Consider the following 25,803-nt stretch of genomic DNA (forward strand, 5'->3'; position numbering starts at 1 on the left):
CCTAAGCAAACGAAAAGATAAATTGCTAATATTGAGATATTGAACAGTTACGCCTTAGCAAATAATGTATTTTTTATCATATGAACACTTAATATTAAGGGCTAAATAGTTTTTTACCGTTTAGCTGTTTTATAGAAATGGAGCAGGGTAGCCATGATTGATAATAATAATAAAACCACGCAGATTTTTGATCATCAGATAAATATAACGTTGCAACAACGTTTGCAGCAAATACTCACCGACTTACAGCTTGATGATGCACCAGCTGGTGGTGCCGTGGTTGTCTATCTGGCAGGAGAATGCATTGCACAGGCGAGTGTGGGGATGGCACGTCCAGAGATGTCATGGCAGCCTGATACTTTGGCGATTAACTTTTCGACGGGTAAAGGTGTATTGGCGACGCTTGTACATATATTGGTTTCGCAGCAGATGCTTGATTATGACCAGCCTATTGCCCATTATTGGCCCGCATTTTCTGCACAGAATAAAGGGAATATTACGCTACGTAGCGTGATGTCGCATCAAGCCAACTTATTCTCAATTCAGAGTATCGATGTGGATAGCGAAGCTTTGCTTGATTGGGATCAAATGCTCAATAAAGTTGCCGCGATGCCAATCACAGCACCAGACCATGGCGAGCTATATGACAGCGCTTATAGTGCTCTGGTCTATGGTTGGGTGTTGGGCGGTCTGATAGAAGCCGTTACTGAAATGTCTTTAGCTGAGGCATTGCGCCATTATCTCACTGAGCCTTTAGGTATTTCTGATAGTTGCTATTTTGGTGTACCAGAGAATAAAGTCAACCAAGTAGCAAGACTCGCCAAAGACTTCGAAATATCAAATGAGGCTGGTTCACAACTGCGTAATAAACGTCATAAGCCAACCCTAAAAGCCGACTCACAAAGTACTTTACGTACTTATACTAGTCTGCCTAGCTACACTTGTTGGCAGCAGCAAGCTTTAATGGATGGCAAAGCGGTAGACCTAAGTTCAGATGATGAGCAAAACACTTTACCGATATTAGACACGGCTCATATTAATCGTTTGTATTTCAATAGCAGTCAGCTTAATCTAAAAAATTATAAGGCAGCACTCATACCTGCTGGCAAACAAGCGATCGATTATCACAGTCGTGAGACACTACAGGCCATTATTCCAGCAGCAAATGGTGTCGCTTCAGCTCAGGCATTGGCGACCATCTATGCCATGTTAGCCAATGGCGGAACATGGCAAGGACACACGTTTATTAATAGCGCCACTTTTGAGCAACTATCCAAACTGCAAGTCACAGGGCTAGATGCTGTTATGCCAGCAAACATGGATTGGCGCTTGGGTTATCATCGGTTATTTAGTCTTTGTCAGCATACAGACAATGAAAAAGTTGATGCAAACAAGCAAGGATTTGGACATATGGGCTATAACGGTTCGGTGGCTTGGTGTGACCCAGAGCGTCAGTTGTCATTTGCCTTTATTCATAATTTTGACACCACGATGCTGAATGATGTCCGTCAGTTTGCACTAACGGAAGCGGTACTTAACTTAGTCGATTCAGAGCTTTCAAAACGCTAGATAGCTCTATGAGTAAGGTTAATGTGATTTATTCGGCGTCATTTTAAGCAACCTTGTGGCGCTAAGACCATGAATAAAGATTGACGCCAAAATGACAATTGAACAGACGACCCACAGTTTAAGCGCATCTTCATCACCGAAAAAACCTTGGTTGAGCGCATAAGATAAATAGTATAGCGTACCAATGCCACGGATGCCCAAAGCAGAGATGGCATATTTTTCAGTGTGTGCCATGTTTAGTCCTGATAAAGCAATAAACCCGCCAATGGGACGTATCAACAAGAGGAAGGTGAAGCTGACGATGTAAACACGCCATGTCAGCTCAACACCCGACTGCAATCCTTGACCAAGAAACATGCCGAAAGTGACCAACACTAGAGACATGAGTAAGCCTTCTGATTGTTCTGCAAAATCATGGAGCTTGTGGTGATAGCTGTGCTCATGCTCTGAGCGGCGAAAGGCAAATGCCGCGATAAATACGGCGATAAAGCCATAACTATGTACAAATTCGGCAAGTCCATAAGCCATTAACGTTAGCGCAATGACCACATAGCCTTGAGAAATAGTGGTGTTTTGGCTGTATTTTGAAAATACCAGCTTGGCCATAATTTTACCAACGACAATTCCCACCACCAGCCCAGCACCAATTTTCCATAAGACATCATGAGTGAACCATGACCAGAGCATCTCGAGGGTAAAGGAATTGCCTTGGCTAAAGGCTTCCGCTATTTTTATGGCCAAATAAACAAATGGGAAAGCCAGTCCGTCATTCAATCCTGCTTCTGACGTTAATGTAAAGCGAGGTGTGTCTTCGCGACCTGTATTGGGTGGCCCTACTTGAATACTAGAAGCCAATACAGGATCGGTTGGAGCCAGTACTGCGCCCAGCAATATAGCGGCTCCCAGACTGAGACCAAATGCATAGTAGCCTAGCACCGCCATCGCAAAGATGCCAATCGGCATGGTAATAAGCAACAGACGCACGGTCGGTCGCCACAATTGCCAAGACAGCTTCGTATCAATTTTGATACCAGCACCAACCAAGGATACGAGCACCACAATTTCGGTTAATTTTTCGATAATTAAGCCGTTATTCATAGGGTCTAAGAATGATAAGGTCGTCCACCAGTAGCCCATCAGCAGCCCAAAGCTGACCTGCAACATAGGCAAAGAGATAGGCGTGCGCTTAAATATAATGGGGAATAACGCCCCCAGTAAAAAAGCGATACCGCAGACCAATAAAAATAAATTGTAGTTTTCAATCATAAGGTAGGTGCACGCTGTTATGTTTATCTTAAAAAGTTAGAATAAGGCCATATTTACTAGTCCATTATAATGACGCTAAAAAATAATGATTACCGCAAAAAATCGTTATCAAAACGACATATGCGTTGTTTTTTGGTGAAAAAAAAGCCTGCATAGCGCAGGCTTAATAGATTTTTACCAATATACTTTAACGATTAATAATTGAAGGCTTAGCGCTCAACTTGGCTCACGTCACGTACCGCACCGGTATCGGCACTGGTAGTCATGGCAGCATAGGCACGTAGCGCAGGGGTCACATAACGGTCACGGCTTACAGGCTTCCACGCATCGCGGCCACGAGCTTCCATCGCTTCGCGGCGAGTGGCCAAATCGGCATCACTGACTTGCATGTTAATCGTACGATTAGGGATGTCGATATGGATGGTATCGCCTTCTTCAACCAGACCAATTGCGCCACCTTCCGCTGCTTCTGGGCTGGCATGACCGATTGATAGGCCTGAGGTACCACCAGAGAAACGACCATCGGTGAGTAGGGCGCATTCTTTGCCCAAGCCTTTTGACTTGAGGTAAGTCGTTGGATAAAGCATTTCTTGCATACCAGGGCCGCCTTTAGGGCCTTCGTAGCGGATGATAACCACATCGCCTGCGACGATATTGTCAGCTAATACCGCAGCGACAGCATCATCTTGTGACTCAAATAGACGAGCACGACCAGTAAATACTAGGATGCTGTCATCCACACCTGCGGTTTTGACTACGCAGCCACGCTCTGCGATATTGCCATACAATACGGCCAAACCACCATCTGTAGAATAGGCATGTTGGGCACTACGGATGCAACCTGACTCACGGTTGACGTCGAGGTTTGACCATTCTTTTGATTGTGAAAATGCCTCAGTGGTACGTACGCCACCCGGTGCTGCAAGGAAGCGTGCGCGTGCCTCTTGATTATCAGGATTCATGATGTCCCACTTATCAATTGCAGCTTTCATCGTTGGACTATGGATGGTCGGTACGTCAGTCTTCAGTAATCCAGCACGATCAAGCTCGGCCAATAACGCAAAGACACCGCCAGCACGATGCACATCTTCCATATGGTATTTTTGCGAGGCAGGGGCGACTTTTGCAAGGCAAGGTACACCGCGGCTTAGACGATCGATATCTGACATTTTGAAATCGACTTCTGCTTCGTTAGCAGCAGCTAACAGATGCAAAATAGTGTTGGTCGAGCCGCCCATCGCGATATCTAAGGTCATCGCGTTTTCAAAAGCCGCTTTGCTAGCGATGGAGCGTGGTAATACTGAATCATCATCTTGCTCATAGCGACGTTTGGCAAGCGAGACAATGGTGCGTCCTGCTTCTAAAAACAGCTCACGGCGTAATGAATGAGTTGCCAATAGCGAGCCATTACCCGGTAATGCCAAGCCCAACGCTTCGGTCAAGCAATTCATTGAGTTAGCAGTAAACATACCAGAGCATGAACCACAAGTTGGGCAGGCTGAGGCTTCGATAGCGGCTACATCTGCATCACTAATGCTGTCGTCAGCGGCATCCATCATCGCATCAACGAGGTCAAGTTTGCGAATGGCACTACTGTCACTACCATCGGTATTATGGCTCTTACCAACTGTGCTGGCTAAAATTTTGCCCGCTTCCATTGGGCCACCTGAAATAAACACTACAGGGATATTGAGGCGCATGGCTGCCATCAACATACCCGGCGTGATTTTATCGCAGTTGGAGATACATACTAATGCATCCGCACAGTGAGCATTGACCATGTATTCTACAGAGTCAGCAATTAGGTCGCGACTTGGCAGTGAGTACAACATACCGCTATGACCCATGGCAATACCATCATCGACTGCAATGGTATTGAATTCTTTTGCGACGCCGCCTGCTTGTTCAATTTCACGTGCGACCAGTTGCCCCAAGTCTTTTAGATGCACATGGCCGGGTACGAACTGGGTAAACGAGTTGGCAATCGCAATGATTGGTTTACCAAAGTCGCCATCAGTCATGCCAGTCGCACGCCATAATGCGCGCGCGCCTGCCATATTACGGCCGCCAGTAGAGGTTTTTGAGCGATAATCCATGTGATGTTCCTTACAAATAGGCGAGGTTTGTGAAAATGTGCACCCTCAATTTTAATATTGATAGTGTGCTTTTTATAAAATGCGAGGACTAGTGAATAATACTAGGTCGTTACCATACCATTAGATATGAATCACTGAAAACTATTCATTGATAATGCCAAGTCAATAGTAGTCATAACATCGTAAGTATTTGGAAGATAAGGTGTTATTCGACGCGCTCTACTATCGCCGTCTCAAACCAAGGTAGCTCTATTTTGTCCGCTTCCAATTTAGCGATAACCACTAACGCATGAGTCGCTGGCAAGCATTGATAATCAGCGTTTGCTTCAATACGAAGTAGTTGCTCATTACCTTCAGCTTGTTCATCTATACTGATTAAAGTTTGCTTATTATTTTTGTAGAGTACATCGATACGACCAAAAAACTGCCAATCTTTAAAAGCGGCTGTAATAGCATCTGCTTCATTCTGGGTATAAAGTTGTTGGGTGTCTTTGCCCGTATTGGTCCAATGCAAGCGTACGGCTAACTGCAACGCTTCGCTAAAAACCACCAATGACCCGATGATTTTGACATGCCAAGGGCTGGTGATTAGTGCTTCGCTAATACCAATCAGCTTGGCTGCTTCATAAGCGCTCATGGGCGTATTGAACTGTGACAGGAGGGCGGGTGTGAGCGGATTTGCTTGCTTAATCGCATCATTTAAACTGTCGTAATGATATAAGAACGGTAGTGGTAAATCCTGTGTGACCGTCTTTTTAGTGATTTTGCAATTGTGTATCTTCCAACCAATCGTCTTGTCGCTCAGTGCTTCGGCCAGAATGAGCGCGTTAGGCTCAATATTTTGAGTGGGGGCTTGAGTCTCATTTTCAGTCTCAGCGCTGCTTGGTTCTTTTTCATTATTGAACACAGAGTCAGCTGTGACAGACGTTTGCGCTGCTTGAGCAGGTTCTGTATAAATGTTACTCATATTTGATTGAGTCGGCAAAGTAGACGAATCCATAAACGTAGTGTTGTTAAAGTAGAGGGTTAATATAACATTTAAAGCGCCTGACTCGCCAACCAAATTGGTGAGCTACCGCGATTAGCTTATGTATTGCTAATTTTTAATAACGAGTGCTATCGCAACTTGTGCTTAAACGACATTTCGTCCACTATATTACAGGCTATTCCATCCCTTCTAAAAGCTGTCGAGCAACCAATAATCAAACAAGTAAAGGAAAAAATAATGACCCAAGCCAATGAGCAAGCCGCTTATGACGATAACAATATCTTTGCCAAAATGCTAAACGGTGACATTCCCTATCACAAAGTCTATGAAGATGATAAAACCCTTGCCTTTATGGATATCATGCCACAAGCAGAGGGGCATGTGCTGGTGATTCCTAAGCAAAAAGCCGTTGATTTGGCGGACCTTGAACCAGAGTATGCCGCCGCGGTGTTAATGACCGCTAAAAAAGTCATGCAAGCACAGCGTCAAGTATTTGCGCGTGAAGGCATTATTCAGATGCAATTAAATGGTAGCGAGGCGGGTCAAACCGTTTTTCATTATCACGTGCATCTCATTCCATCGAGTATTCATGAGCTCGGTCGACATGCAGTGACCCAAGCTGATCATACAGAACTGGCTGAAACGGCAAAGCAACTTGCTGCTGCCATTACTGTTTAATAATAAAAAAACGAGATGGCTGTCGAATTAACAAGCAAAACGTAAATTGTTCCAGAACAAAATAAAAAGGTCGCTAACAAGCGGCCTTTTTTATTACTTGGTAATAGTCATGTAACAATCGTTAAAGTCATGTTACAAGTTGGGCGCTTGTCTGGGGTTTTTGAACATAGTGTGATAAAAATTGTATTTGTTTAATAATAACTGATGCATTTTCGCCTTTGTGAGTCACTTTTTATAAAAAAGGCACTGCTCCTTCTGATTATTAATCTTGATATCGAAGATTATTTTTCATTGCTACTTTTTGGGGATATCACTTTCTATGAGTAAATTACCTCGCTCCACTATTTTGTTACCGGTTTTTGTACCGGCAGCAGCGATTATGCTGTTATTGGTGATTGGTACAGCCATCAACCCTGACGCTGCTGGCGAGCTGTTCAGCAAAGTGCTGGCATTTACCACCGATACTTTCGGCTGGTTTTATATGTTGGCAGTCGCCATATTTTTGATGTTTATCATCGCCTTGGCATTTTCGCCTTATGGCAGTATTAAATTGGGCCCTGACCATGCTGAGGCTGAGTATAAGTTTCTGGAATGGTTTGCCATGCTTTTTTCCGCAGGCTACGGTATCGCGCTATTGTTTTATGGCGTAGCAGAGCCCGTATTACATTTTGCCAGTCCGCCACTTTCCACGCCGCAGACGATTGAAGCTGCCAAAGAAGCCATGCAAATTGCCTATTTCCATTGGGGTTTCCATATTTGGGCGATTTATGGCGTAGTAGGTTTGTCGCTGGCGTATTTCTCTTTTCGTCATGGCTTGCCATTGTCGGTACGCTCAACGCTATATCCATTAATCGGTGACAAAATCTATGGCCCTATTGGACATACCGTTGATGTGTTTGCGATCGTGGGCACGATGTTTGGTATCGCCACCAGTTTGGGTCTGTCGGTGGCGCAAATTAACGCGGGTCTAAATTATTTGCTACCAGAGATGGTGCCAGTTAATACGACGGTGCAGGTTATCATCATCGCACTAGTGACTGCAGCTGCCTTGGTATCTGTGTTGGCAGGTATGGACAAAGGCGTCAAGCGCTTGTCTATTTTAAATATGGTATTGGCAACGGCACTCATGTTATTTGTCTTTATCGTTGGTCCGTCGATCTTTATTCTAAATGCTTTCATGGAAAATACGGGTAGCTATCTGGGCAATATCGTTGAGCGCACCTTTAGCTTGCAAGCCTATCAATCAAGTGATTGGATCGGTAGTTGGACACTATTTATTTTTGCATGGACGATTGCTTGGGCGCCTTTTGTGGGTCTGTTCATTGCCAAAATCAGTCGCGGTCGCACCATTCGTGAGTTTGTATTGGGCGTCATGTTAGTGCCAACGCTATTTACCTTCTTTTGGTTTTCGGTGTTTGGCGATACGGCACTGCATATGATTATGGTTGATGGTTACGACGCGCTGATTAGCGAAGTGCAAAACAACCAAGCGATTGCGTTATTTAAATTGCTAGAGAATTTACCATTTACGCAGATTGTCTCATCATTGACAGTACTGTTAATTATTACCTTTTTTGTGACGTCATCGGATTCAGGGTCATTAGTGATTGACTCGCTCGCCGCAGGTGGACGTAGTGATACGCCTTGGTGGCAGCGCTCGTTTTGGGTGGTAACCGAGGGAGCGGTCGCGGCAGTTCTACTTATCGCGGGCGGTCTGAGTGCACTACAAACAGCGGCTATCGTTAGTGCTTTGCCGTTTGCAATCATTATATTGATTTCGACATTTGGTATGTGGCGCGCACTACGTATTGAAGGACATCGCAATCAAAGCCTAGCCAATGACAATCATTTGCCGCCGCATCTACTTAAGCTCGACGCATGGCGTGATCGTATTGACTATATCACCAATCAACCAACGCGCGATAAAGTGCTGGGTTATATCAAAGGTACGGTTTTATCATCGATGCATGAGGTGGCAGAGAAATTTGCCGAAACGGGTTGGTTGCCTGATGTAAATTATGATGAGGTCAATAACCGTGCTGTATTGGAATTAAGACGCGGTGATAACGTTGAGTTCTGGTATGAAGTTCGTTTGTCAGAGCATGAAATTCCTGATTATTATACGGAAGATATGGCCAATGAATTACCACAAGAGCATCATCATCGTGCTGAGGTATATTTGCGCCGTGGTGGTCAAACCTATGATTTATATGGCTATCAATCAGAGTCGGTGATTAACGATATTATTGATCAGTTCGAAAAATACCTACACTTCTTAAATGTGTCGCCAGATAGTTTGCCATGGCGTATGCAGGAGCATGATGAGGACATCACACTAGAGCAGGGCAGTGTGTTTGATAAGTAAGGGTGCACTGTTGAAAAAGTAGTGTTTCTTAATGCAAGTTATTCACGTTTATAGCTTGCATTATGTGTACGATTCCTTAGAATAACGGCTTGTTTTTATTATCTTATTTTAATTCATGGCAAGCCGTTTTTTATGTCTACTGATTCCCCTGATTTACCATCGTCTTTGCCCGTATCTGATCATCCATTATTGCAGCCATTGAATATCGGCGGTTTGACGATTGAAAACCGCCTCATGGTTGCTCCTATGGCGGGCGTGACGGATAATCCTTTTCGGCGATTGTGTAAATCATTTGGTGCCGGTCATGCGGTGAGTGAAATGATTATCGCTGACACGGCGCTTTACGCGCGCAAAAAGTCCTTGTATCGTGCCAATTTTGACAATGAAATTGCGCCTATATCAGCGCAAATTGCAGGGGCTGAGCCTGATAAATTAGCAGAAGCGGCACGTTATCAGATTGATAATGGCGCGCAAATTATTGATATCAATATGGGCTGCCCTGCCAAAAAAGTTTGCCGCAGGCTGGCGGGTTCTGCACTATTGCAAGACGAAGATTTGGTTGCGCGCTTGTTAGATGCGGCGGTAAATAGCGTAAATGCCCCCGTGACCTTAAAAACGCGATTGGGTTATGAAAATGGTCGTGAGAATATCTTGCGTGTGGCGAAGCGTGCTGAGCAAGCAGGTATTGCGGCGATTGCCATTCATGGGCGCACACGCGAGGATATGTACACTGGCGAGGCGCGTTATGAGCTGATACGCGAAGTCAAAGAAAGCATCAACATTCCCGTCATTGCCAATGGCGATATCGATAGTGCGCAAAAAGCCCAGCGTGTCTATGAGTTGACAGGTTGTGACGCGGTGATGATTGGGCGTGCTGCCCAAGGACAACCTTGGATATTCCGTGATATCGAGCACTTCTTACGCACTGGTGAGAGTCTTGATGCACCGAGCGTCAGTGAGATAAAAGAGATCGTACTGGCGCATTTGCAAGAGCTATATGACTTTTATGGTGAGTACTCTGGCTGCCGTATCGCTCGCAAGCACATTGCTTGGTATACCACAGGCATTCCTAATTCTAATGCTTTTCGCCAAGCGATGTATGGTGAAGAAAGCACCGCTGGACAGTTTCGCGTGGTCGAAGATTTTTTGCAGGCGCACGAATAGTAAGTGAGAGAACGGCTCATGCTAAGCGTCTGTTAAATGATAAAAAATCTTTAAGGCTCGTCCACTTTAGCGGTATGTGGTTCTTTTTTGAGTACTGTATTTTCTTTTTGCCAAGGAAATTTGCCTTCTAATTCTACTTGTAGTGACAAGCTCAAAAAAGTCCGAATGAGTACGATAAAACCTAGTACTAAAACGCTGCGTAACGTCGGTTCTGTGACGACAGTCGCCATAATATCAGCGGCGATGAGGACTTCTAATCCTAACAAAATAGATTTACCGACGGTTTGTCTGATTTCGATATAGGTCTCATGGTTAAACCCACTGGTTAGGCGAATCCCTCGATAAAAAGCAAAAAACAGTCCAAAAAACATAATAAGTACGCCAATGATCTCGACTATCTTAGCAATTAAATCAATGTAATGAGCTAGAGTTGCAATCAAAACAGATACTCCTTATCGATGCTCGGTGAAAAGCGTAAGTCTGAAAAATACTGCGATTATACGTTTATCGATCCTTATGATCGGCAAATTATCTGGCTGAGACGGCGGTTTTGTTCACTTTAAGCCATAATTTTTTGCTATGCTGTAATCGAACATTCATAGGCATAGAAACAACAAAAAGGATTTTTTATGGCCAATCCCTCAAAAAAAGCAATCAACAAAGCGGTCAAAGATAAGCATATCATTATCACAGGGGCATCAAGCGGTATTGGTGAGCGTACAGCGTATTTACTCAGTGAATGCGGTGCGCATGTTATCTTATTAGCACGTACCGAAGACAAACTAAAAGCCGTTAAAGAAAGTATCGAGGAGCTTGGTGGCAATGCCAGTTATTACCCTTGTGATTTGACCAATATGGATGATATCGAAAAAGTTAGCACGCAAATCTTGGCAGATTTCGGACATGTTGATGTCTTGGTCAATAACGCTGGTCGTTCAATTCGGCGTTCGGTTCACGAGTCTATTGATCGTTTCCATGATTTTGAGCGTACTATGGATATCAATTACTTTGGCGCGGTTAAAATAGTTCTTGGGTTTTTGCCGACGATGATTGAACGTCAGACTGGTCAAATTGTGAATATCTCCTCTATTGGCGTATTGGCAAACAGTCCGCGTTTTGCCGCTTATGTCGCCTCAAAATCGGCATTGGATGCTTTTAGCCGCTGCTTAGCTGCTGAAGTGAAGGGCGATAATGTGACGATTACCAATATTTTTATGCCATTGGTACGCACGCCGATGATTGAGCCTACTAAGTTGTACCGCTACATGCCTGCGCTTATGCCTGATGAAGCAGCGATGATGGTTGCCAAAGCGATTGTCCATAAACCAAACAGTATTGCCAGCAACATGGGTAAATTTGCGTCAGCTACTTACTCATTGGCACCAGCAATCAACGTTGGTATTCAGTCGATGGGTTATCGTATTTTTCCAAGCACCCGTGCTGGACTGACTACCGATAAGAAGCCAAACCTTGCTCAGCGTGCCTTTGCCAGAATACTTCCTGGCGAGCATCATTAGAATAGGCTTTGTATGAGCCTTGATTTAGAATAAAAAAGGACGCTGCGGTGTCCTTTTTTAATGCCTTAAAAATTATTATTGTTGATATAAAATAGGAGAGAGGGCAGTAGCAGCCTTTTGTTCTTAACGCTTTATTATGATCAAAACCTATTTATAACTGTCTACCATCATCACTCTTATGAGAACTAAAGTTGAGTCAACTCAAATTTAGATTTAGATATGGCACGGACATTAGATCATAAGTCGTTTCGGGTCATAAATGAGTCAATCATGGCAGCTCAAATCGTGATTGCCATGATGTTAGATCCTGTATGAGTCAGGATAATGTTTAAGGCATATGTCAGTCGGCTTATAATGAAAGCTCCGCCCCTAATGCTTATGTCCTGTAAAGTACTTTGACCACATGCCAGCCAAATTTGGTTTTTACTAAATGTGGGGTGAAAAGTTTGCCGCTGAAGCAGATTTTATCAAATGGCGGTACCATGTCGCCTTGTTGAAACTCACCTAAGCTGCCGCCTTTTTTACCTGATGGGCAGGTTGAATGTCGTTTCGCCAGCACATCGAACTTAGCGCCTTTTTGAAGCTTGGCAATAATGTCTTCAGCCTGTTCTTTGTGTTTTACTAAAATGTGTAATGCGCTAGCTGTACGAGCCATAATGTAAACCTTTCATAAAATATTAATTATCGGGTCATTATATCACGGCTTATCTTGGTTGCTAACCGCACTTGTATGCGCTACTTCTTCAAAAGCCATTATCTACACAGGGGCTACTATTTGGATGAGAATCGGTGTCTTTTGAGTGTCGCTGTCATTACATCGGTGCAATGCATTTGGGTAGATGTGCATGAGCAGATCAATCGCACCTTGATCTGAGCTAAGAATCAAGGGTAGCTTACGAGCCCAATCAAGCCTAATGGTTAGGCATTAAGCGCTTTGCTAACTTTTTAATATCGTTATTCCCAACAGGATCTAGTGACTTGGCATACGATAGTGATCTGCGATTAGCTCAACAGTGAGCGATTGGGCGCGGCGCGAATAGCCCTGAACCACCATCATGACCTCATCCACCCCTGTCTGCTCCTGAAGATCCTCTAAACCTTTTGCGACCTCATCAGCAGTACCATGAAGGGTTTGATCGGTATACTGCTCAATAATCTGGCGCTCTTGCATATTGCCTTGAAAAGCCGCCACTTCATCAGGAGGCAGCAAAGCAAAAGGTTTGCGCTGGAACATTCTTAACATTGCCATGGCAGACGATGTTGATTGGCGACGTGCCTCTACAGGATCTTCATCTGCAATCGCACCAATACTGACCAAACTATATGGCTTGGCTAGAATTTTTGAAGGACGGAAGTTTTCTCGGTAAATGCGCATCGCATTTAAAACATCAGCACTACCAAACTGTAGAGCGAACGCATATGGTCTGCCAAGCTGTGCTGCCATGTGGGCTGAATAAGTCGATGACCCCAGGATCCAAACATCAGTGGCGGTCTTTGATGGTGGCACTCGGTTTTGCTCAGCTTGCCACGGACCTGGCACCGCATGAACCTCACTATAAGGATGGTCTTTTGGAAAGCTGTTTTCTAAAAAGCCCAACAACTCTGCGACTTGCTGAGGAAATTCATCGTTTGCTGCCTGATGCCGACGCAAAGCGGAAGCCGTTGCACCATCCGTACCCAGTGCCCGTCCCAAACCAAGATCAATTCGTCCTGGCGCCATCGCATCGAGCATATCAAATTGTTCAGCAATGACCAAAGGCACATGATTCGGTAGCATGATGCCGCCTGCACCAAGTCTAATTCGCTCAGTTTCCCCAGTCAGCCGAGCCACCATCATCTGCGGCGAAGGCACCGAAGCACCAGGCATGGCGTGATGTTCAGACATCCAAAACCGCTGAAAGCCTCTACTATCTGCCAGTTTTGCAAGAGCAATCATCTCTTGAAAGGTGTCCTCTGCCGTGTGACCAACGCCGGTGAAGGCATTGTCGAGCACCGAAAGAGCGAAAGGGGCGTTGCCTGAATGATTTGGAATATTCATAAACGATCTCAGTTATACCGTATTGATGATGTATGGCAACACACTTTTGGTATTGCCACACAAGAAAGATTTAAAGACTCAGCCATCAAGCACTAGAATTTATAGGTTTGACCATCATTAGGGACAAGCGCACGCTGCTTGTCTAAGCGCTTTTCTTCGATAAAGCGGCGCAGCTCTGCTTTTGTGAGAGTGGCATGATTGACCGTATCCATGTGCACGCTAACAATCTGCGCATTAGGAGAGAATTTATAGGCACGGTATACATCGTCTTTACCCATGATGATAGAGTCATCCACAAAGGTAGTCAGCTTGGCATAGCCTGCATTCAGGATGACGGCATCAGGTTTGTAGTGAGTAAGTGCACTCTCTACTTCCTTATTCCAAATGGTATCCCCTGCGACATAAACGGTCTTGTAGTTTGGTTTCTGGAATATAATCCCCATCGTTTTGCCCAGCACTTTAGCTAATGGCGCCACTTTGTACATCTCATCAGTACCATGCTGTCCGATGGTTTTATTGATCTTAGTGCCTTTAAACACAACGCCTTGTTCGGTTAATACTCTGACATCGGTAAAACCATCTTTACGTACGATTGCCGCATCGGCTGCATCTTGGGTGAAAATTGGCATGTCACGAGGCACAAGGTTACGTGCAGCTTCATCCCAATGATCATCATGTAAGTGGGTCAAAATAATGGCATCAGCCTTAAGCACTTCGTCAACAGACATTGGCAGATCGACCATTGGATAGCGTATTTGGCTATTTACTGTGCCATCAAACCCTGGATAAGCGTTTTTAGCCGCTAGCATCGGATCCACTAAAAATGTTGTCCCGTCATAATCAAGCTTGATCGTGGCATTACGGATTTGCTGAAATTCAACGGTATTGGTCGCTGTCTTTTTTACAGCGTTAGAATGTGCTGCTGGACTGGCAAAGGTGGTACATGCCGTTAACAACATCATGCCACTTAATAGTGTGGTGCCGGTCAGCGATTTTGCGATATTCATAGTAGTTACCTTATTGAGGAAATCCTTCTTAATCGGAATAGGGTTTAAAAGTCTATTTCATGACTAAATCATGATTTGATTAACAACTCTGGATTAACGGGCAATCCACGTTTGGGTATCAATCACTTCGCCATATAGAAACTCAATCGCTGCCATGATGGTGGCATGAGCCTGAGCAGCAGGTACTTTTGTGCCATTAAACTCAAGATCAAGCGTGGCACAGGCATCATGAACAGTAGTTGTGGTATAACCAAAGTCCACTGCCGCACGAACCGTGGCATCCACACACATGTGGCTCATGGCGCCAATCACGGTTACTTCTTTGATACCTTCTTTATCCAATAGCTCTTTCAGATTGGTTTCACGGAACGAATTGGGGTAATGCTTAGTGATGACGGATTCATTCTCTATTGGTTTTACCTTTTCATTAATCTCTACACCATCGGTACCAGGCGTAAAGAGTGGTGCGTCAGCAGGCATTTCATGACGGATATGAATGACGGTATGACCTTTTTCTCTGGCAGACGCAATCACCAAAGCTGCATTATCAGCGGCTTCGTTAATACCTACAAGTGATAAGTTACCTTGTGGAAAATACTCATTTTGAATGTCGACAACGATCAGTGCTTGTGTGTTCATGATAATGCCTCTTTATTTATGGAAGTGACTGTATAGGCGTATATTTTACAAGCACTGTGCTACACTAACGAGTGGCTACATCGACACATAAGAGGTTAATAACGACATATGAATCAAAAACATGCTATTGAAATTGGCTTGATCGTCTATGAGAAAGCGCAAATGGCGGCTGTCCTTGGACTGACTGATTTATTAGTGGTGGCCAGTAAACTCGCCGCCAAACGTCAAGATACAACCGATCTGCCTCTACAAGTAAGTCACTGGGAGATTAGCGGCGTTAAGCAGCAGCCTAAGCGCACTTTTTCGAGCAATCTTGATAGCGTAGGAAGATTAACAGCCGTCATCATTCCACCCACGTTAGAAGCACCGATTGCAAAGCAAGCGGCAGAACCTTGGCTAGAATGGCTAAAAGAGCAGCATTCGGCAGGGATGATACTGTCGTCCGTCTGCGCCGGTGCTTTTTTATTGGGCGAAACAGGACTACTCTCCAAGAGAAAGGCAACCACGCATTGGGGTTATGCAGAGGATTTTAAGCAGCGTTTCCCTGATGTGGAGCTTGATGTGGATCGTATTATTATCGAAGACGGTGATATTGTGACCGCTGGTGGCGCGATGGCTTGGACAGATTTGGGGCTTAGGATGATTGATCGCTTCCTTGGTTCTCAGGTGATGAATGAGACCGCTCGTACGTTGTTAATCGACCCCTCAAGGCGTGAACAATGTTATTACAGTGCATTTTCTCCAATACTCACCCATGGTGACGCAGCCATATTAAAGGTACAGCATTGGCTACAAAGAACCAATGCACAAGATATTGACTTATCTACCTTAGCCAATTGCGCGCAGTTAGAAGAGCGTACTTTTCTGCGGCGCTTTCATAAGGCGACGGGCATGATATCCACAGAATATTGTCAGCGATTACGCATCGGAGAAGCAAAAGACTTTCTACAGTTCTCGTCATCTCCTGTTGAGCAAATAGCGTGGAAGGTGGGTTATAGTGATGCCAGTGCATTTCGTAAAATATTTAAGCGCATTGTTGGTTTGACGCCAAGTGAGTATCGACGCAGATTTAATACGAATAAGGCGTGATAGGTTTAGGTAATGATTTTTTAAAGGTAGGCACATTGACTGCTTATAGGTAAGAGTTAGATGTAATAAAACGGCCACTGATGTAGCCATAACCGTTTTATTCTTTAACTATCATTAACGGGAAGACACTCCTTTAAAACGCAGTAAACGCAATGCATTAAGCGTCACCAGTACTGTAGCACCAGTATCCGCTAGCACAGCAATCCAAAGTCCTGTCACGCCGAGCACAGTGGTTATCAGAAATATGCCTTTTAACCCAAGTGCAAATATGACATTTTGATGGATATTTCTCATGGTAGCGCGGGATAAGGCAATAAGGTTAGCAACGTCTATCACGCGGCTTTTTAATAGGGCAATATCAGCCGTTTCGATCGCCACATCCGTGCCACTGCCCATCGCAATGCCAATATCTGCCGCTGCCAAAGCGGGTGCATCATTGATACCATCACCAATCATCGCTATTTTACTATTGCTTTGCATCTCACTGAGTAGACGTAGCTTATCTTCAGGTAATAACTCCGCTTTCCACTTTATATCTAACTGACTAGCAAGCGCTTTTGCCGTACGGCTATTGTCACCTGTGAGCATGACAGAGCGCACGTTCATTTTATTGAGGTGGGCAATGGCTTGCTGTGCATCTTCTCGTAACTCATCACGTAGAGCGACCAATCCGAGCGCCTCCCTCGTTTGCTCATCAAACAGAATAGAAACCGTTTTACCATCATTTTGTAGCATCTCAATTTGAATCTGCTGCTCAGCTGGCAACATCACTTTCTCAGCGACGTAGACTGGTGAGCCGATGGCCAAAGAGCGTCCAGCGACAGTGGCATGAACGGCTTTGCCTGCCGTAGCAAAGGCATTAGAGGCATCAGGTATTACTACCTTAGCGGCTTTGGCATGATCCACAATAGCCCTAGCAAGTGGGTGACTAGAGACGGAGTCGACACTCGCAAACAGTGACAGTAGTTTATCGTGACCCTCAGCAGCGGTATGCGCTGTTTTAAAACCAATAACATCGGTTACGCGTGGTTTTCCTTCAGTCAAAGTACCCGTTTTATCAAAAGCGACGGTACTGACCTGACCCACCAACTCCATGACATTACCGCCTTTGATAAGCAGTCCATGGCGCGTGCCGACCGCCAAACCTGAGGCAATAGCAGCAGGTGTTGACAGCACAAGGGCACAAGGACAAGCTATCAATAATAGCGCCAAACCACGATATAGCCATATTCCCCATTCTGCTCCCATCAGTAGAGGTGGGATAATAATCACTAAAGCCGCAATCGCCATCACGATAGGCGTATAGTAGCGGCTGAATGTCTCAATAAATCGTGCAGTCGGTGCTTTAGACGCTTGCGCTTGCTCTACAAGTTCAATAATACGCGCAATCGTATTATCTGCCGCTGTCTTTTCTACGCGTATTTGTAGTACCCCATCAACGTTGATAGATCCAGCAAAGACCTCATCGCCTATGGTCTTGGCAACAGGAACAGATTCTCCTGTCACAGGTGACTCATCAAGGCTAGATATCCCTTGAATAATCACCCCATCAGCAGAAACTCTATCACCGGGACGCACAAGCACCTTATCGTTAATCTGTAATGCAGTCGCTGCCACCTGACATTGTTGTCCTTGCGCGTCCAATAAAATAGCCGTCTTTGGCACTAGTGATGATAACGCTCTGATGCCAGCGCGCGCACGATCAGCTGCGACGCTTTCTAATAGCTCACCAACTGAGAATAAAAAGACCACGGCAGCAGCTTCTTCTGCCTCTCCAATGATAAGGGCGCCGATAGCCGCAACAGACATGAGCATTTCAATTGAAAAAGGTGAGCCTACTAACGCCAGTGCAAAAGCTTTACGGGCAAATGGTAGGACTCCGATAGCCACAGCGGCAATAAAAGCCCATGCGCCATATTCAGGGAAAATTAAAGACAACATATATGCGGCACTCATCAAAAGTCCAATACCAACGACCTGTTTGCCTTTTATGGTTTGCCACCAGCGCTGATCGTTTACTGTTTCTGGTCCACCATCAATTCCCATCTCATTTTGTTGACTCGTTAACGCCAATATACCAAACCCTAAGCGCTTAATAGTCTTTTCGATATCTTTAACGTCAGTACTCGTATCAGGTTCTAGGGTTAACTCTAGCTTTTGAGTCGCAAAATTTAGCTGAACCTCAGAGACACCAGGCATACGTGTTAGTGCCCGCTCAATTTTGCCAACACAACTGGCACAGTCCATACCTTCAATATGATATTGCATAGTTATTTATCCTCTTATTAAAGACATTATGGACCCTATAGTAGCTTCAGGGTCAAGGCTTTTAACGACAAAGGGGTTTGATTTTTTATCAGCAAACCTTATAGTTACTTTATTGTTTTAGATAATAGAAAATACTATTTAAGGAGATACACATGCTAATCAAAATTGGTGAGCTTGCCACGCGCACAGGGGCGACGGTCGAAACCATTCGCTATTATGAGAAAGAGAGGTTATTACCAGAGCCTGCGCGTAGCCAAGGCAATTATCGTTTGTACAATGAGGTGCATTTTGAGCGTCTACAATTTATCCTGCACTGCCGTACGCTCGATATGACTTTGGATGAAGTACGAACCCTGCTTCAATATAGAGACAAACCTGATGAAAACTGCGGTGAGGTCAATGTGCTATTGGATGAGCATATCGATGCGGTAGAAACACGTATGGAAGAATTGGTTCAGTTAAAGCAACATCTACTAGCGTTGCGGCAAAAATGCGCAAGTGAAGCGCTGGCTGAATCCTGCGGAATATTGCATGCGCTTGCCGATAACTCCTGTCATAAATAAAGTATTCATTTTGGTAACATTATCCACTTTTTATACGTAAAAGTAGACCTATCACCAAACGCGCGTGGTCAATAAATTCAAAATGATTCAGCCCATAATCCTTTCTGTTAATCGTATAGACTGCGCGTCTATCAGACTGACTCATTGCACTTGTGCAGGGAAGCCAGCCTTTGCTAAAGCAGCCGTCATCTGCTCAACACTTGCGATGGTTTCGATACTGACCACTTTGGCTACTAAATCAATGTCAATCTTGGCGTTTGAGTCGATATCGTGAATGGTTGCTGTCACACCACGAGCACAGCCGCCACATTTCATATTTACAATCCATAGTTTCATAGCCTTTCTCCAAATAAGTTTTTATTTCATCACTAAGCTTAAGCCTTGTCATGATGGTAAGGTCAAACACATTTTAAAAAAACGCTTGACCTTACCATTATGTCAACCTCTATGCTGTTGATAACAGATTGAACATGATAGAGGGTGTTATGAACTCAGAAAATAGTAAGTCTTATCTTTACAATGAAACATTACCCATTGAGGGTATGACCTGTGCTTCCTGTGTGGGACGAGTGGAAAAAGTATTAAAAAAAGTTGAAGGTGTTGAAACTGCTGAGGTGAATCTTGCGACTGAAAACGCCATGATTTCCTCGTCTCAACCTTTAGATCTAATTGCAGTAACCAAAGCCGTAGAACGAGCCGGTTATAAGGTCTTGGTCTCTCAGCCGATTGAGCTGTCGATAGAAGGTATGACTTGTGCTTCCTGTGTTGGACGGGTAGAAAAAGCCTTAAAAAAAGTCGAGGGCGTACAACAAGCAAACGTCAACCTTGCTACCGAACGAGCATGGATACAAGGCAACGCTCAAGTACAGAGCAGCGATTTGATTCAAGCCGTTAAAAAAGCGGGATACACGGCTAAGCAGATTGAACAAAGTGTGAGTGTTCAACAGGATGAAAAATCCACGGAACAGCAGCAGCTGAAACGAGATTTAATGAGCTCTTTAATTCTAGCCGTGCCTGTTTTTATTCTAGAAATGGGATCACATATGATTCCAGCTTTTCATATGTGGGTCATGGACAATATCGGCACGCAACAAAGCTGGCTGATTCAATTTGTTTTGACCACGCTGGTACTTATCTTTCCAGGGCGACGTTTTTATCAAAAAGGTATTCCAGCATTATGGCGCTTTGCTCCAGATATGAATTCATTGGTGGCGGTTGGAACACTGGCGGCTTATAGTTTTTCGCTAGTCGCAACATTTATTCCACAAGTTCTACCTGAAGGCACTGTGAATGTTTATTACGAAGCGGCAGCTGTGATTGTAAGCTTAATTTTATTAGGGCGTTATTTTGAGGCAAAAGCCAAAGGGCGTACCTCTCAAGCCATTCAACATCTAGTGGGTATGCAAGCAAAAACAGCACGTGTTCACCACAATGGGCAAGTGATTGAAGTACCGATTGCAGAAGTGACCACAGAAACGATTGTTGAGGTTCGTCCCGGTGAGCGTGTTCCAGTCGATGGTGAAGTCGTTGAAGGTCAAAGTTATATTGATGAATCCATGATTACAGGTGAACCCTTGCCTGTCAAAAAACAAGTCGGTGATCAAGTGGTCGGAGGCACGGTCAATCAGAATGGAACGTTGAATTTTCGGGCAACGGGTATCGGAGAATCGTCGGTATTGGCGCAAATCATTCGCATGGTTGAACAGGCTCAAGGATCTAAATTACCGATTCAGGCATTGGTTGATAAAGTCACTATGTGGTTTGTCCCCATGGTCATACTTTTGGCAGTGCTAACTTTTATAGTCTGGTTTATTTTTGGTCCTGACCCTGCTTTGACGTTTAGTCTCGTCAACGCCGTTGCCGTCCTAATCATTGCTTGTCCCTGTGCAATGGGATTGGCAACCCCTACCTCCATTATGGTTGGTACGGGTCGCGGTGCAGAAATGGGCGTCTTATTCCGCAAAGGTGAAGCATTACAAGCGTTACAAGACGTTCAAGTCATTGCGGTCGATAAAACTGGCACATTGACTGAAGGCAAACCAACCTTGACAGACTTTTATGTCCAACCAGGGTTCGAACGTGAGCAAGTCTTGCGTATTGTAGCATCGGTTGAAGCAAAGTCTGAACATCCCATTGCCCTAGCCATTGTTCAGGCCGCAGAGCAACAAAATATTAGCTTATTACCGATTACTACTTTTGACTCTGTGACGGGATTTGGAATCAAAGCAGAAGTTGAAGGTCAAGCCGTTCATATTGGTGCTGATCGTTATATGCAGCAATTAGGACTTGATGTTACTTCCTTTAAAGACGAAGCCGCGCACTTAGGACAAGAAGCTAAAACCCCCATATATGTCGCGATTGACCAGAAGCTAGCAGCCATTATTGCCGTTGCAGATCCCATTAAAGACACCACTTATGCCGCTATTGCAGGTTTACATCAACTGGGCTTAAAAGTAGCAATGATTACAGGCGACAATCGCCATACTGCGCAAGCGATTGCCGCAAAATTACATATTGATCAAGTGGTCGCAGAAGTGTTGCCTGATGGAAAAGTAGATGCGATATGTCAACTGCAACAACAATATGGGCGAGTGGCTTTTGTTGGTGATGGTATCAATGATGCGCCCGCTCTTGCTCAAGCTGATGTCGGACTGGCAATTGGGACAGGGACAGATGTGGCAATTGAAGCCGCAGATGTAGTGTTGATGTCGGGTAGTTTACAAGGGGTTCCTAATGCGATTGCTTTAAGTAAAGCGACCATCAAAAATATTCGACAAAATCTATTTTGGGCATTTTTCTATAATATTGCTCTGATTCCAATTGCTGCAGGGGTCTTGTATCCAGCGTTTGGAATTTTGTTGTCACCAATTTTTGCAGCAGGAGCAATGGCGCTATCCTCTGTTTTTGTGCTAGGTAATGCCTTACGCTTAAAGTATTTTCAGGTGCCAACGATTAAAGCATAGATTGTATTAAGATAGGGTTAAAGTAGCCGTTTGGCTTTAACCCTTTTTATATCAGGAGGAAAGTTATGAATATCGGTCAAGCGTCAGAGCAATCAGGAATCTCTCCCAAAATGATCCGCTATTATGAACAGATTGGGTTACTTGATGCCGCAAAACGCTCAAATTCAGGATATCGAATCTATTCTAAACAAGATATAAAAGACTTATGCTTTTTGAGACAGGCTCGTGATTTAGGTTTTTCCTCCAAACAGATGAAAGAGTTACTTGATTTGCGGAAAAATACAGATCGGCAGAGTGCTGATGTTAAACAATTGACACTGCAACATATCGCAACTTTGAACCAAAAAATAGCTCAATTGCAAGATATGGTGAGCTTATTACAGGTTTCTGCTGATCATTGCTCAGGTGATGCAAACGCAAATTGTGCCATACTAGAAGATCTTGAACAGGGCAAATAAAGTAAATTACATATAGTGTTATCTGTTTTTTTCTGCATATTTCAGTCTAAAAAAACATGTGTCTAAAAGAATACTTTCAGAAAAAATTAAGGCTATGGTTCCCTAGTGAGGACTTGAATCTACGGCTGTAGGCTAGTGGTAGCAATGGTTCGAGTTGTTTAATTAACAGCAGTGTACTTCATGGTGTACTTACCATGCATATTCTCTTAGTGATCGGTGCGCTATACAGGCATCGAACTATTGGCTATAGATAAGGTATTACGTAGTTTTCATCTCTTTACTATCAACAATATTATTAACCACATTTCGCTGTCGATATCAGCACTACATATTATAGTCTTCATACTCCCAAGAAAAATACCTTTGAAGTACAGTACAGCTCTCCTCAAATGTTTCTCTGGTACAGTCGTCAAGTATTTCAAGAATAATATTCATAACTATCTGATAGCTATACTCGGATATGAGTATCGTCCTATTCTTTGCAAGACATGGCCCGACAACATATCGTCTTAATGACTCAGGAGTGGCTAGTGTTACATAAAATAAGTTAATGCCATCGCCTTGACCTGAAAACCCTATTTCCATATCCAAACAGATATATACATCTTCATTTGATGCAGGACTCCACTCTTCAAGAAGAGGAATCAATTGTGAAGATGAAAGATTTTTTAAAATTAGTCTCTTTTTCACTAGGTTGCCTTTTGTTTAAAATCTGAATAGTTAGTCAATACGCTGCATTATGACTGAGGGCTAGGCGATAAACATATTGAAAAATTAAATGAGTATACCCAAAGCCAATAAATGCTTATTCTACAATCACGTCCTCAATCAGGGTCATCTCATCGCCCACTTTAAACGTCAAGTCATGAAAACTGGATCTGACATTTTTATTTTGGTCAGTCTCTGTTGGGTACTGACGTATGTTGATATTAACAGTATCTTGTCCATTATAGCTTATCGCAGTCAGCGTGCTGTACTTGCCTAGGAGCTGTTGATCATATTGAGTAATATTATTGGTAATATAATCTAGCTCGAAAAATCCTAAATACAGTGAGTTGCTGGGTAGATTTGGATTATCTAGAGTAGACAGCGTTTCATCTGACACAGCGTTACTATTGGTTAATGTATAAGGAACGATGAACTTAACAATATTTTTATCCTTTGAGCTATTTAGTGCGGTGATATTGCTATAGTCCAGCGACGCTGAATAATTTTTATTATCTGCTAATACACCTCTCACATACGGTTTGCTATCTTGACTGTCATTGGCACCGACAAACTCAGTTAACGCCACTTGATTCTTGTGGTCAGGAAAAGTGATATAAAACTGTCTATCAGTTTCGATATTAAACAGTTTTTGCATGACTTTAGATTGCTCTTTCTTTAATGGACTCTCTAGTCTTGTGTCAGCATACTGGCAGCCACTTAGCGTGATTAATGTCACTAACGCGATGATTGAGCTAGATTTCAAAACATTCATGATATTTTCCTAGAATTTAGGGCTGGTGATTATGATTAATCTCTGACTCGAACTTGTAACTGACGCGGCTGATCCAAATCTCCTTGATACTCAAGACTGGTATTTTGGATTAAATAGTAGACTCGAGCGATGATGAAAGTGTCTGTAATAAGCTGCTCACTTAACCCCAGAACACGGCCAACCAATGCCATCATTAATACAAAATTTCCTTGACCTTGTTCTTGGCATTGCGTCAGTATTTGTTTATCAAAATAATCTTCACCAACAGATTTGACTTCGTTGCTCTCAAAAATTCGCAATAAGCTGTCAGGTCGCTTCGAGGACTTAACGAGCGTTTGCCATAGTTGTGCATATTGCACGCAATCTACGGGATTGATCTTTTTTTCTTGATTATGCAGGAAGTCTAACATTTCAAGAGAACAGGCACCCACTCCACGTAGCATATGAGTAGAGAGGTTATAGTCGTTAATACTGATATGGTAGAGTTTATGCTCATCAATTATATGGCAACACAAATAGAGTAACGACCGTTCAGGCGCATTATCTCCATGCCATATAACCACTTTGTGGTAATGAGTAAAGTTAAAGTGACATAATTTACTGATGTCTTCAGTAATATCTACTAACCATTGCTCTTCAATAGTTGCGTCAGCGAATTCTTCAAGATGCGCTATTTGTAACATATCAAATAGATAGTTGGCTCGTTGGTTTAACAGTTGGTGATCATTGACTTTATTACCGTCATATAAAGGGCCAATGGCCAAATAGTCATCAAAGCACAATACTTCGTTTGTTCCATCAAGCTTATTTTGTTCGAAATAATGTTTTAAAGTGCCAGAAGCTGATGCGCCGTTAGCAATATGAAGGGTAAGCATGACGTATGTCCTGTTTGCAAAAATGAGTGTCGAAAAGAACGGCCTAATATGTCATCGCGTACTATTCTTAAGCCTTTTATCTATGATTGTTTTGCTTATTTTTTATATATTGTTTGACTGAAATAATAATTAGAGCGATCAAAATTGGATAAATAATGAATATATCAACCGCTATTAATATTCAAGTTTCTATAAAAGAAACACAAAGCTTCTGCAGCAAGACCTGTGAGGCAACTGTTGGCATATTGCATAATAAGCATTAAAAGATATCATGTAAAAATAGGCAACGTCGTTTTATTAATCACTTTTCTCACTGATAAGTGGGTATGTATGTCTTTAACGCTAGCAAGCTTATGTAGTTTACGAGTAAATTCTTCATAACCGTTGAGGTCTGCGCTGACTACTTCTAATAAGTAATCATAAGGGCCCGAAACAACATGTCCATTGATTACCTCATCCATCTCAGATAAAGCATTTTCGAAGGCTGTAATCGATCCTTCTTGATGGTTGCTCAGACTGACTTCCACAAAAAAGCTCATCGCAATGCCAGCTTTAGCTCTATTTATGTTCGCTTGATAGCCTTCTATATAAAATTCATCTTCTAAACGTTTCAGGCGCCTAGCACAAGGTGAGGGTGACAGACCAATACGCTCGGCTAATTCAGCTGTTGATAAGCGTCCTTCTTTCTGAAGCACTTCCAAAATATGACGGTCGATTTTATCCATGTATTGCCTTTCTGGTGTTTCCAGCCAATAATTATATATTATTTGGCATTATCCA

23 protein-coding genes are annotated in these 25,803 nt (G+C 43.5%); 9 read left to right on the plus strand and 14 right to left on the minus strand.

The window, feature by feature from the left end:
- Positions 1–153 precede the first annotated feature (153 nt).
- Positions 154–1,569: a serine hydrolase domain-containing protein gene (locus ACI2JM_RS04065; RefSeq protein ID WP_404642311.1), complete on the plus strand. Its 1,416-nt coding sequence runs from the start codon at positions 154–156 to the stop codon at positions 1,567–1,569.
- 18 nt (positions 1,570–1,587) lie between these two features.
- On the opposite strand, the gene ACI2JM_RS04070 is transcribed toward ACI2JM_RS04065, so the two are convergent.
- The 3 genes from ACI2JM_RS04070 to ACI2JM_RS04080 form a co-directional block, all read right to left on the minus strand.
- On the minus strand, positions 1,588–2,835 hold the full coding sequence (locus ACI2JM_RS04070; RefSeq protein WP_404642313.1) for a cation:proton antiporter: 1,248 nt from the start codon (positions 2,833–2,835) through the stop codon (positions 1,588–1,590).
- Between the two features lie 209 nt (positions 2,836–3,044).
- Positions 3,045–4,931: a dihydroxy-acid dehydratase gene (gene ilvD, locus ACI2JM_RS04075; RefSeq protein WP_404642315.1), complete on the minus strand. Its 1,887-nt coding sequence runs from the start codon at positions 4,929–4,931 to the stop codon at positions 3,045–3,047.
- A 205-nt stretch (positions 4,932–5,136) separates the two neighbouring features.
- Positions 5,137–5,898, minus strand: coding sequence for a hypothetical protein (locus ACI2JM_RS04080; RefSeq protein ID WP_404642317.1), 762 nt, complete (start codon positions 5,896–5,898; stop codon positions 5,137–5,139).
- Positions 5,899–6,156: 258 nt separating this feature from the next.
- Between ACI2JM_RS04080 and ACI2JM_RS04085 the strand changes: the two genes are divergently transcribed.
- From ACI2JM_RS04085 to dusB, 3 genes are all read left to right on the plus strand, one after another.
- Positions 6,157–6,597, plus strand: coding sequence for an HIT family protein (locus ACI2JM_RS04085; RefSeq protein WP_201501434.1), 441 nt, complete (start codon positions 6,157–6,159; stop codon positions 6,595–6,597).
- Positions 6,598–6,916: 319 nt separating this feature from the next.
- Positions 6,917–8,962, plus strand: a complete 2,046-nt coding sequence (locus ACI2JM_RS04090) for a BCCT family transporter (RefSeq protein WP_045452155.1) — start codon at positions 6,917–6,919, stop codon at positions 8,960–8,962.
- A 132-nt stretch (positions 8,963–9,094) separates the two neighbouring features.
- Positions 9,095–10,126, plus strand: a complete 1,032-nt coding sequence (dusB, locus tag ACI2JM_RS04095; RefSeq protein ID WP_404642319.1) for a tRNA dihydrouridine synthase DusB — start codon at positions 9,095–9,097, stop codon at positions 10,124–10,126.
- Between the two features lie 50 nt (positions 10,127–10,176).
- On the opposite strand, the gene ACI2JM_RS04100 is transcribed toward dusB, so the two are convergent.
- Positions 10,177–10,566, minus strand: a complete 390-nt coding sequence (locus ACI2JM_RS04100) for a DUF1622 domain-containing protein (protein ID WP_404642321.1) — start codon at positions 10,564–10,566, stop codon at positions 10,177–10,179.
- A 189-nt stretch (positions 10,567–10,755) separates the two neighbouring features.
- On the opposite strand from ACI2JM_RS04100, the gene ACI2JM_RS04105 reads away from it, so the two are divergent.
- Positions 10,756–11,643: an SDR family NAD(P)-dependent oxidoreductase gene (locus ACI2JM_RS04105; protein ID WP_045452162.1), complete on the plus strand. Its 888-nt coding sequence runs from the start codon at positions 10,756–10,758 to the stop codon at positions 11,641–11,643.
- Positions 11,644–12,019: 376 nt separating this feature from the next.
- Here the strand turns inward: ACI2JM_RS04105 and ACI2JM_RS04110 are convergent, their stop codons facing one another.
- The 4 genes from ACI2JM_RS04110 to ACI2JM_RS04125 all read right to left on the minus strand — a co-directional run bounded on the left by ACI2JM_RS04110 (position 12,020) and on the right by ACI2JM_RS04125 (position 15,327).
- Positions 12,020–12,298, minus strand: coding sequence for a peptidylprolyl isomerase (locus tag ACI2JM_RS04110; RefSeq protein ID WP_045446094.1), 279 nt, complete (start codon positions 12,296–12,298; stop codon positions 12,020–12,022).
- Positions 12,299–12,613: 315 nt separating this feature from the next.
- Positions 12,614–13,681, minus strand: a complete 1,068-nt coding sequence (locus ACI2JM_RS04115) for an LLM class flavin-dependent oxidoreductase (protein WP_404642324.1) — start codon at positions 13,679–13,681, stop codon at positions 12,614–12,616.
- Positions 13,682–13,773: 92 nt separating this feature from the next.
- Positions 13,774–14,688: an MBL fold metallo-hydrolase gene (locus tag ACI2JM_RS04120; protein WP_404642326.1), complete on the minus strand. Its 915-nt coding sequence runs from the start codon at positions 14,686–14,688 to the stop codon at positions 13,774–13,776.
- Between the two features lie 93 nt (positions 14,689–14,781).
- A complete protein-coding gene (locus tag ACI2JM_RS04125; RefSeq protein ID WP_404642328.1) occupies positions 14,782–15,327 on the minus strand; it encodes a cysteine hydrolase family protein in 546 nt (181 codons plus the stop codon).
- 108 nt (positions 15,328–15,435) lie between these two features.
- Between ACI2JM_RS04125 and ACI2JM_RS04130 the strand changes: the two genes are divergently transcribed.
- Positions 15,436–16,416, plus strand: a complete 981-nt coding sequence (locus tag ACI2JM_RS04130; protein WP_404642330.1) for a GlxA family transcriptional regulator — start codon at positions 15,436–15,438, stop codon at positions 16,414–16,416.
- 114 nt (positions 16,417–16,530) lie between these two features.
- Here the strand turns inward: ACI2JM_RS04130 and ACI2JM_RS04135 are convergent, their stop codons facing one another.
- Complete coding sequence (locus tag ACI2JM_RS04135) at positions 16,531–18,684, minus strand: heavy metal translocating P-type ATPase (protein ID WP_404642332.1); 2,154 nt, start codon at positions 18,682–18,684, stop codon at positions 16,531–16,533.
- Between the two features lie 152 nt (positions 18,685–18,836).
- Between ACI2JM_RS04135 and cadR the strand changes: the two genes are divergently transcribed.
- Entirely contained in the window at positions 18,837–19,247 is a 411-nt protein-coding gene (cadR, locus tag ACI2JM_RS04140; protein ID WP_404642334.1) for a Cd(II)/Pb(II)-responsive transcriptional regulator, read from the plus strand.
- 141 nt (positions 19,248–19,388) lie between these two features.
- On the opposite strand, the gene ACI2JM_RS04145 is transcribed toward cadR, so the two are convergent.
- Positions 19,389–19,583: a heavy-metal-associated domain-containing protein gene (locus tag ACI2JM_RS04145; RefSeq protein WP_060490875.1), complete on the minus strand. Its 195-nt coding sequence runs from the start codon at positions 19,581–19,583 to the stop codon at positions 19,389–19,391.
- Between the two features lie 149 nt (positions 19,584–19,732).
- On the opposite strand from ACI2JM_RS04145, the gene ACI2JM_RS04150 reads away from it, so the two are divergent.
- Positions 19,733–22,210, plus strand: a complete 2,478-nt coding sequence (locus ACI2JM_RS04150; protein ID WP_404642336.1) for a heavy metal translocating P-type ATPase — start codon at positions 19,733–19,735, stop codon at positions 22,208–22,210.
- A 65-nt stretch (positions 22,211–22,275) separates the two neighbouring features.
- Positions 22,276–22,668 (plus strand): Cu(I)-responsive transcriptional regulator, encoded by a 393-nt coding sequence (gene cueR, locus ACI2JM_RS04155; protein WP_404642338.1) that lies wholly within the window; start codon positions 22,276–22,278, stop codon positions 22,666–22,668.
- A 324-nt stretch (positions 22,669–22,992) separates the two neighbouring features.
- Here the strand turns inward: cueR and ACI2JM_RS04160 are convergent, their stop codons facing one another.
- The 4 genes from ACI2JM_RS04160 to ACI2JM_RS04175 all read right to left on the minus strand — a co-directional run bounded on the left by ACI2JM_RS04160 (position 22,993) and on the right by ACI2JM_RS04175 (position 25,748).
- A complete protein-coding gene (locus ACI2JM_RS04160) occupies positions 22,993–23,358 on the minus strand; it encodes an Imm8 family immunity protein (RefSeq protein ID WP_404642340.1) in 366 nt (121 codons plus the stop codon).
- Between the two features lie 115 nt (positions 23,359–23,473).
- Positions 23,474–24,148, minus strand: a complete 675-nt coding sequence (locus ACI2JM_RS04165) for a hypothetical protein (protein ID WP_404642342.1) — start codon at positions 24,146–24,148, stop codon at positions 23,474–23,476.
- A 35-nt stretch (positions 24,149–24,183) separates the two neighbouring features.
- Positions 24,184–25,023, minus strand: coding sequence for a DUF3658 domain-containing protein (locus tag ACI2JM_RS04170; RefSeq protein ID WP_404642344.1), 840 nt, complete (start codon positions 25,021–25,023; stop codon positions 24,184–24,186).
- A gap of 269 nt (positions 25,024–25,292) precedes the next feature.
- Positions 25,293–25,748: an Lrp/AsnC family transcriptional regulator gene (locus ACI2JM_RS04175; protein WP_404642346.1), complete on the minus strand. Its 456-nt coding sequence runs from the start codon at positions 25,746–25,748 to the stop codon at positions 25,293–25,295.
- Positions 25,749–25,803: the final 55 nt, after the last annotated feature.

Origin of the sequence: Psychrobacter sp. NPDC064578 (genome assembly GCF_044901245.1) — a bacterium.
Lineage (GTDB): Bacteria > Pseudomonadota > Gammaproteobacteria > Pseudomonadales > Moraxellaceae > Psychrobacter > Psychrobacter cibarius_C.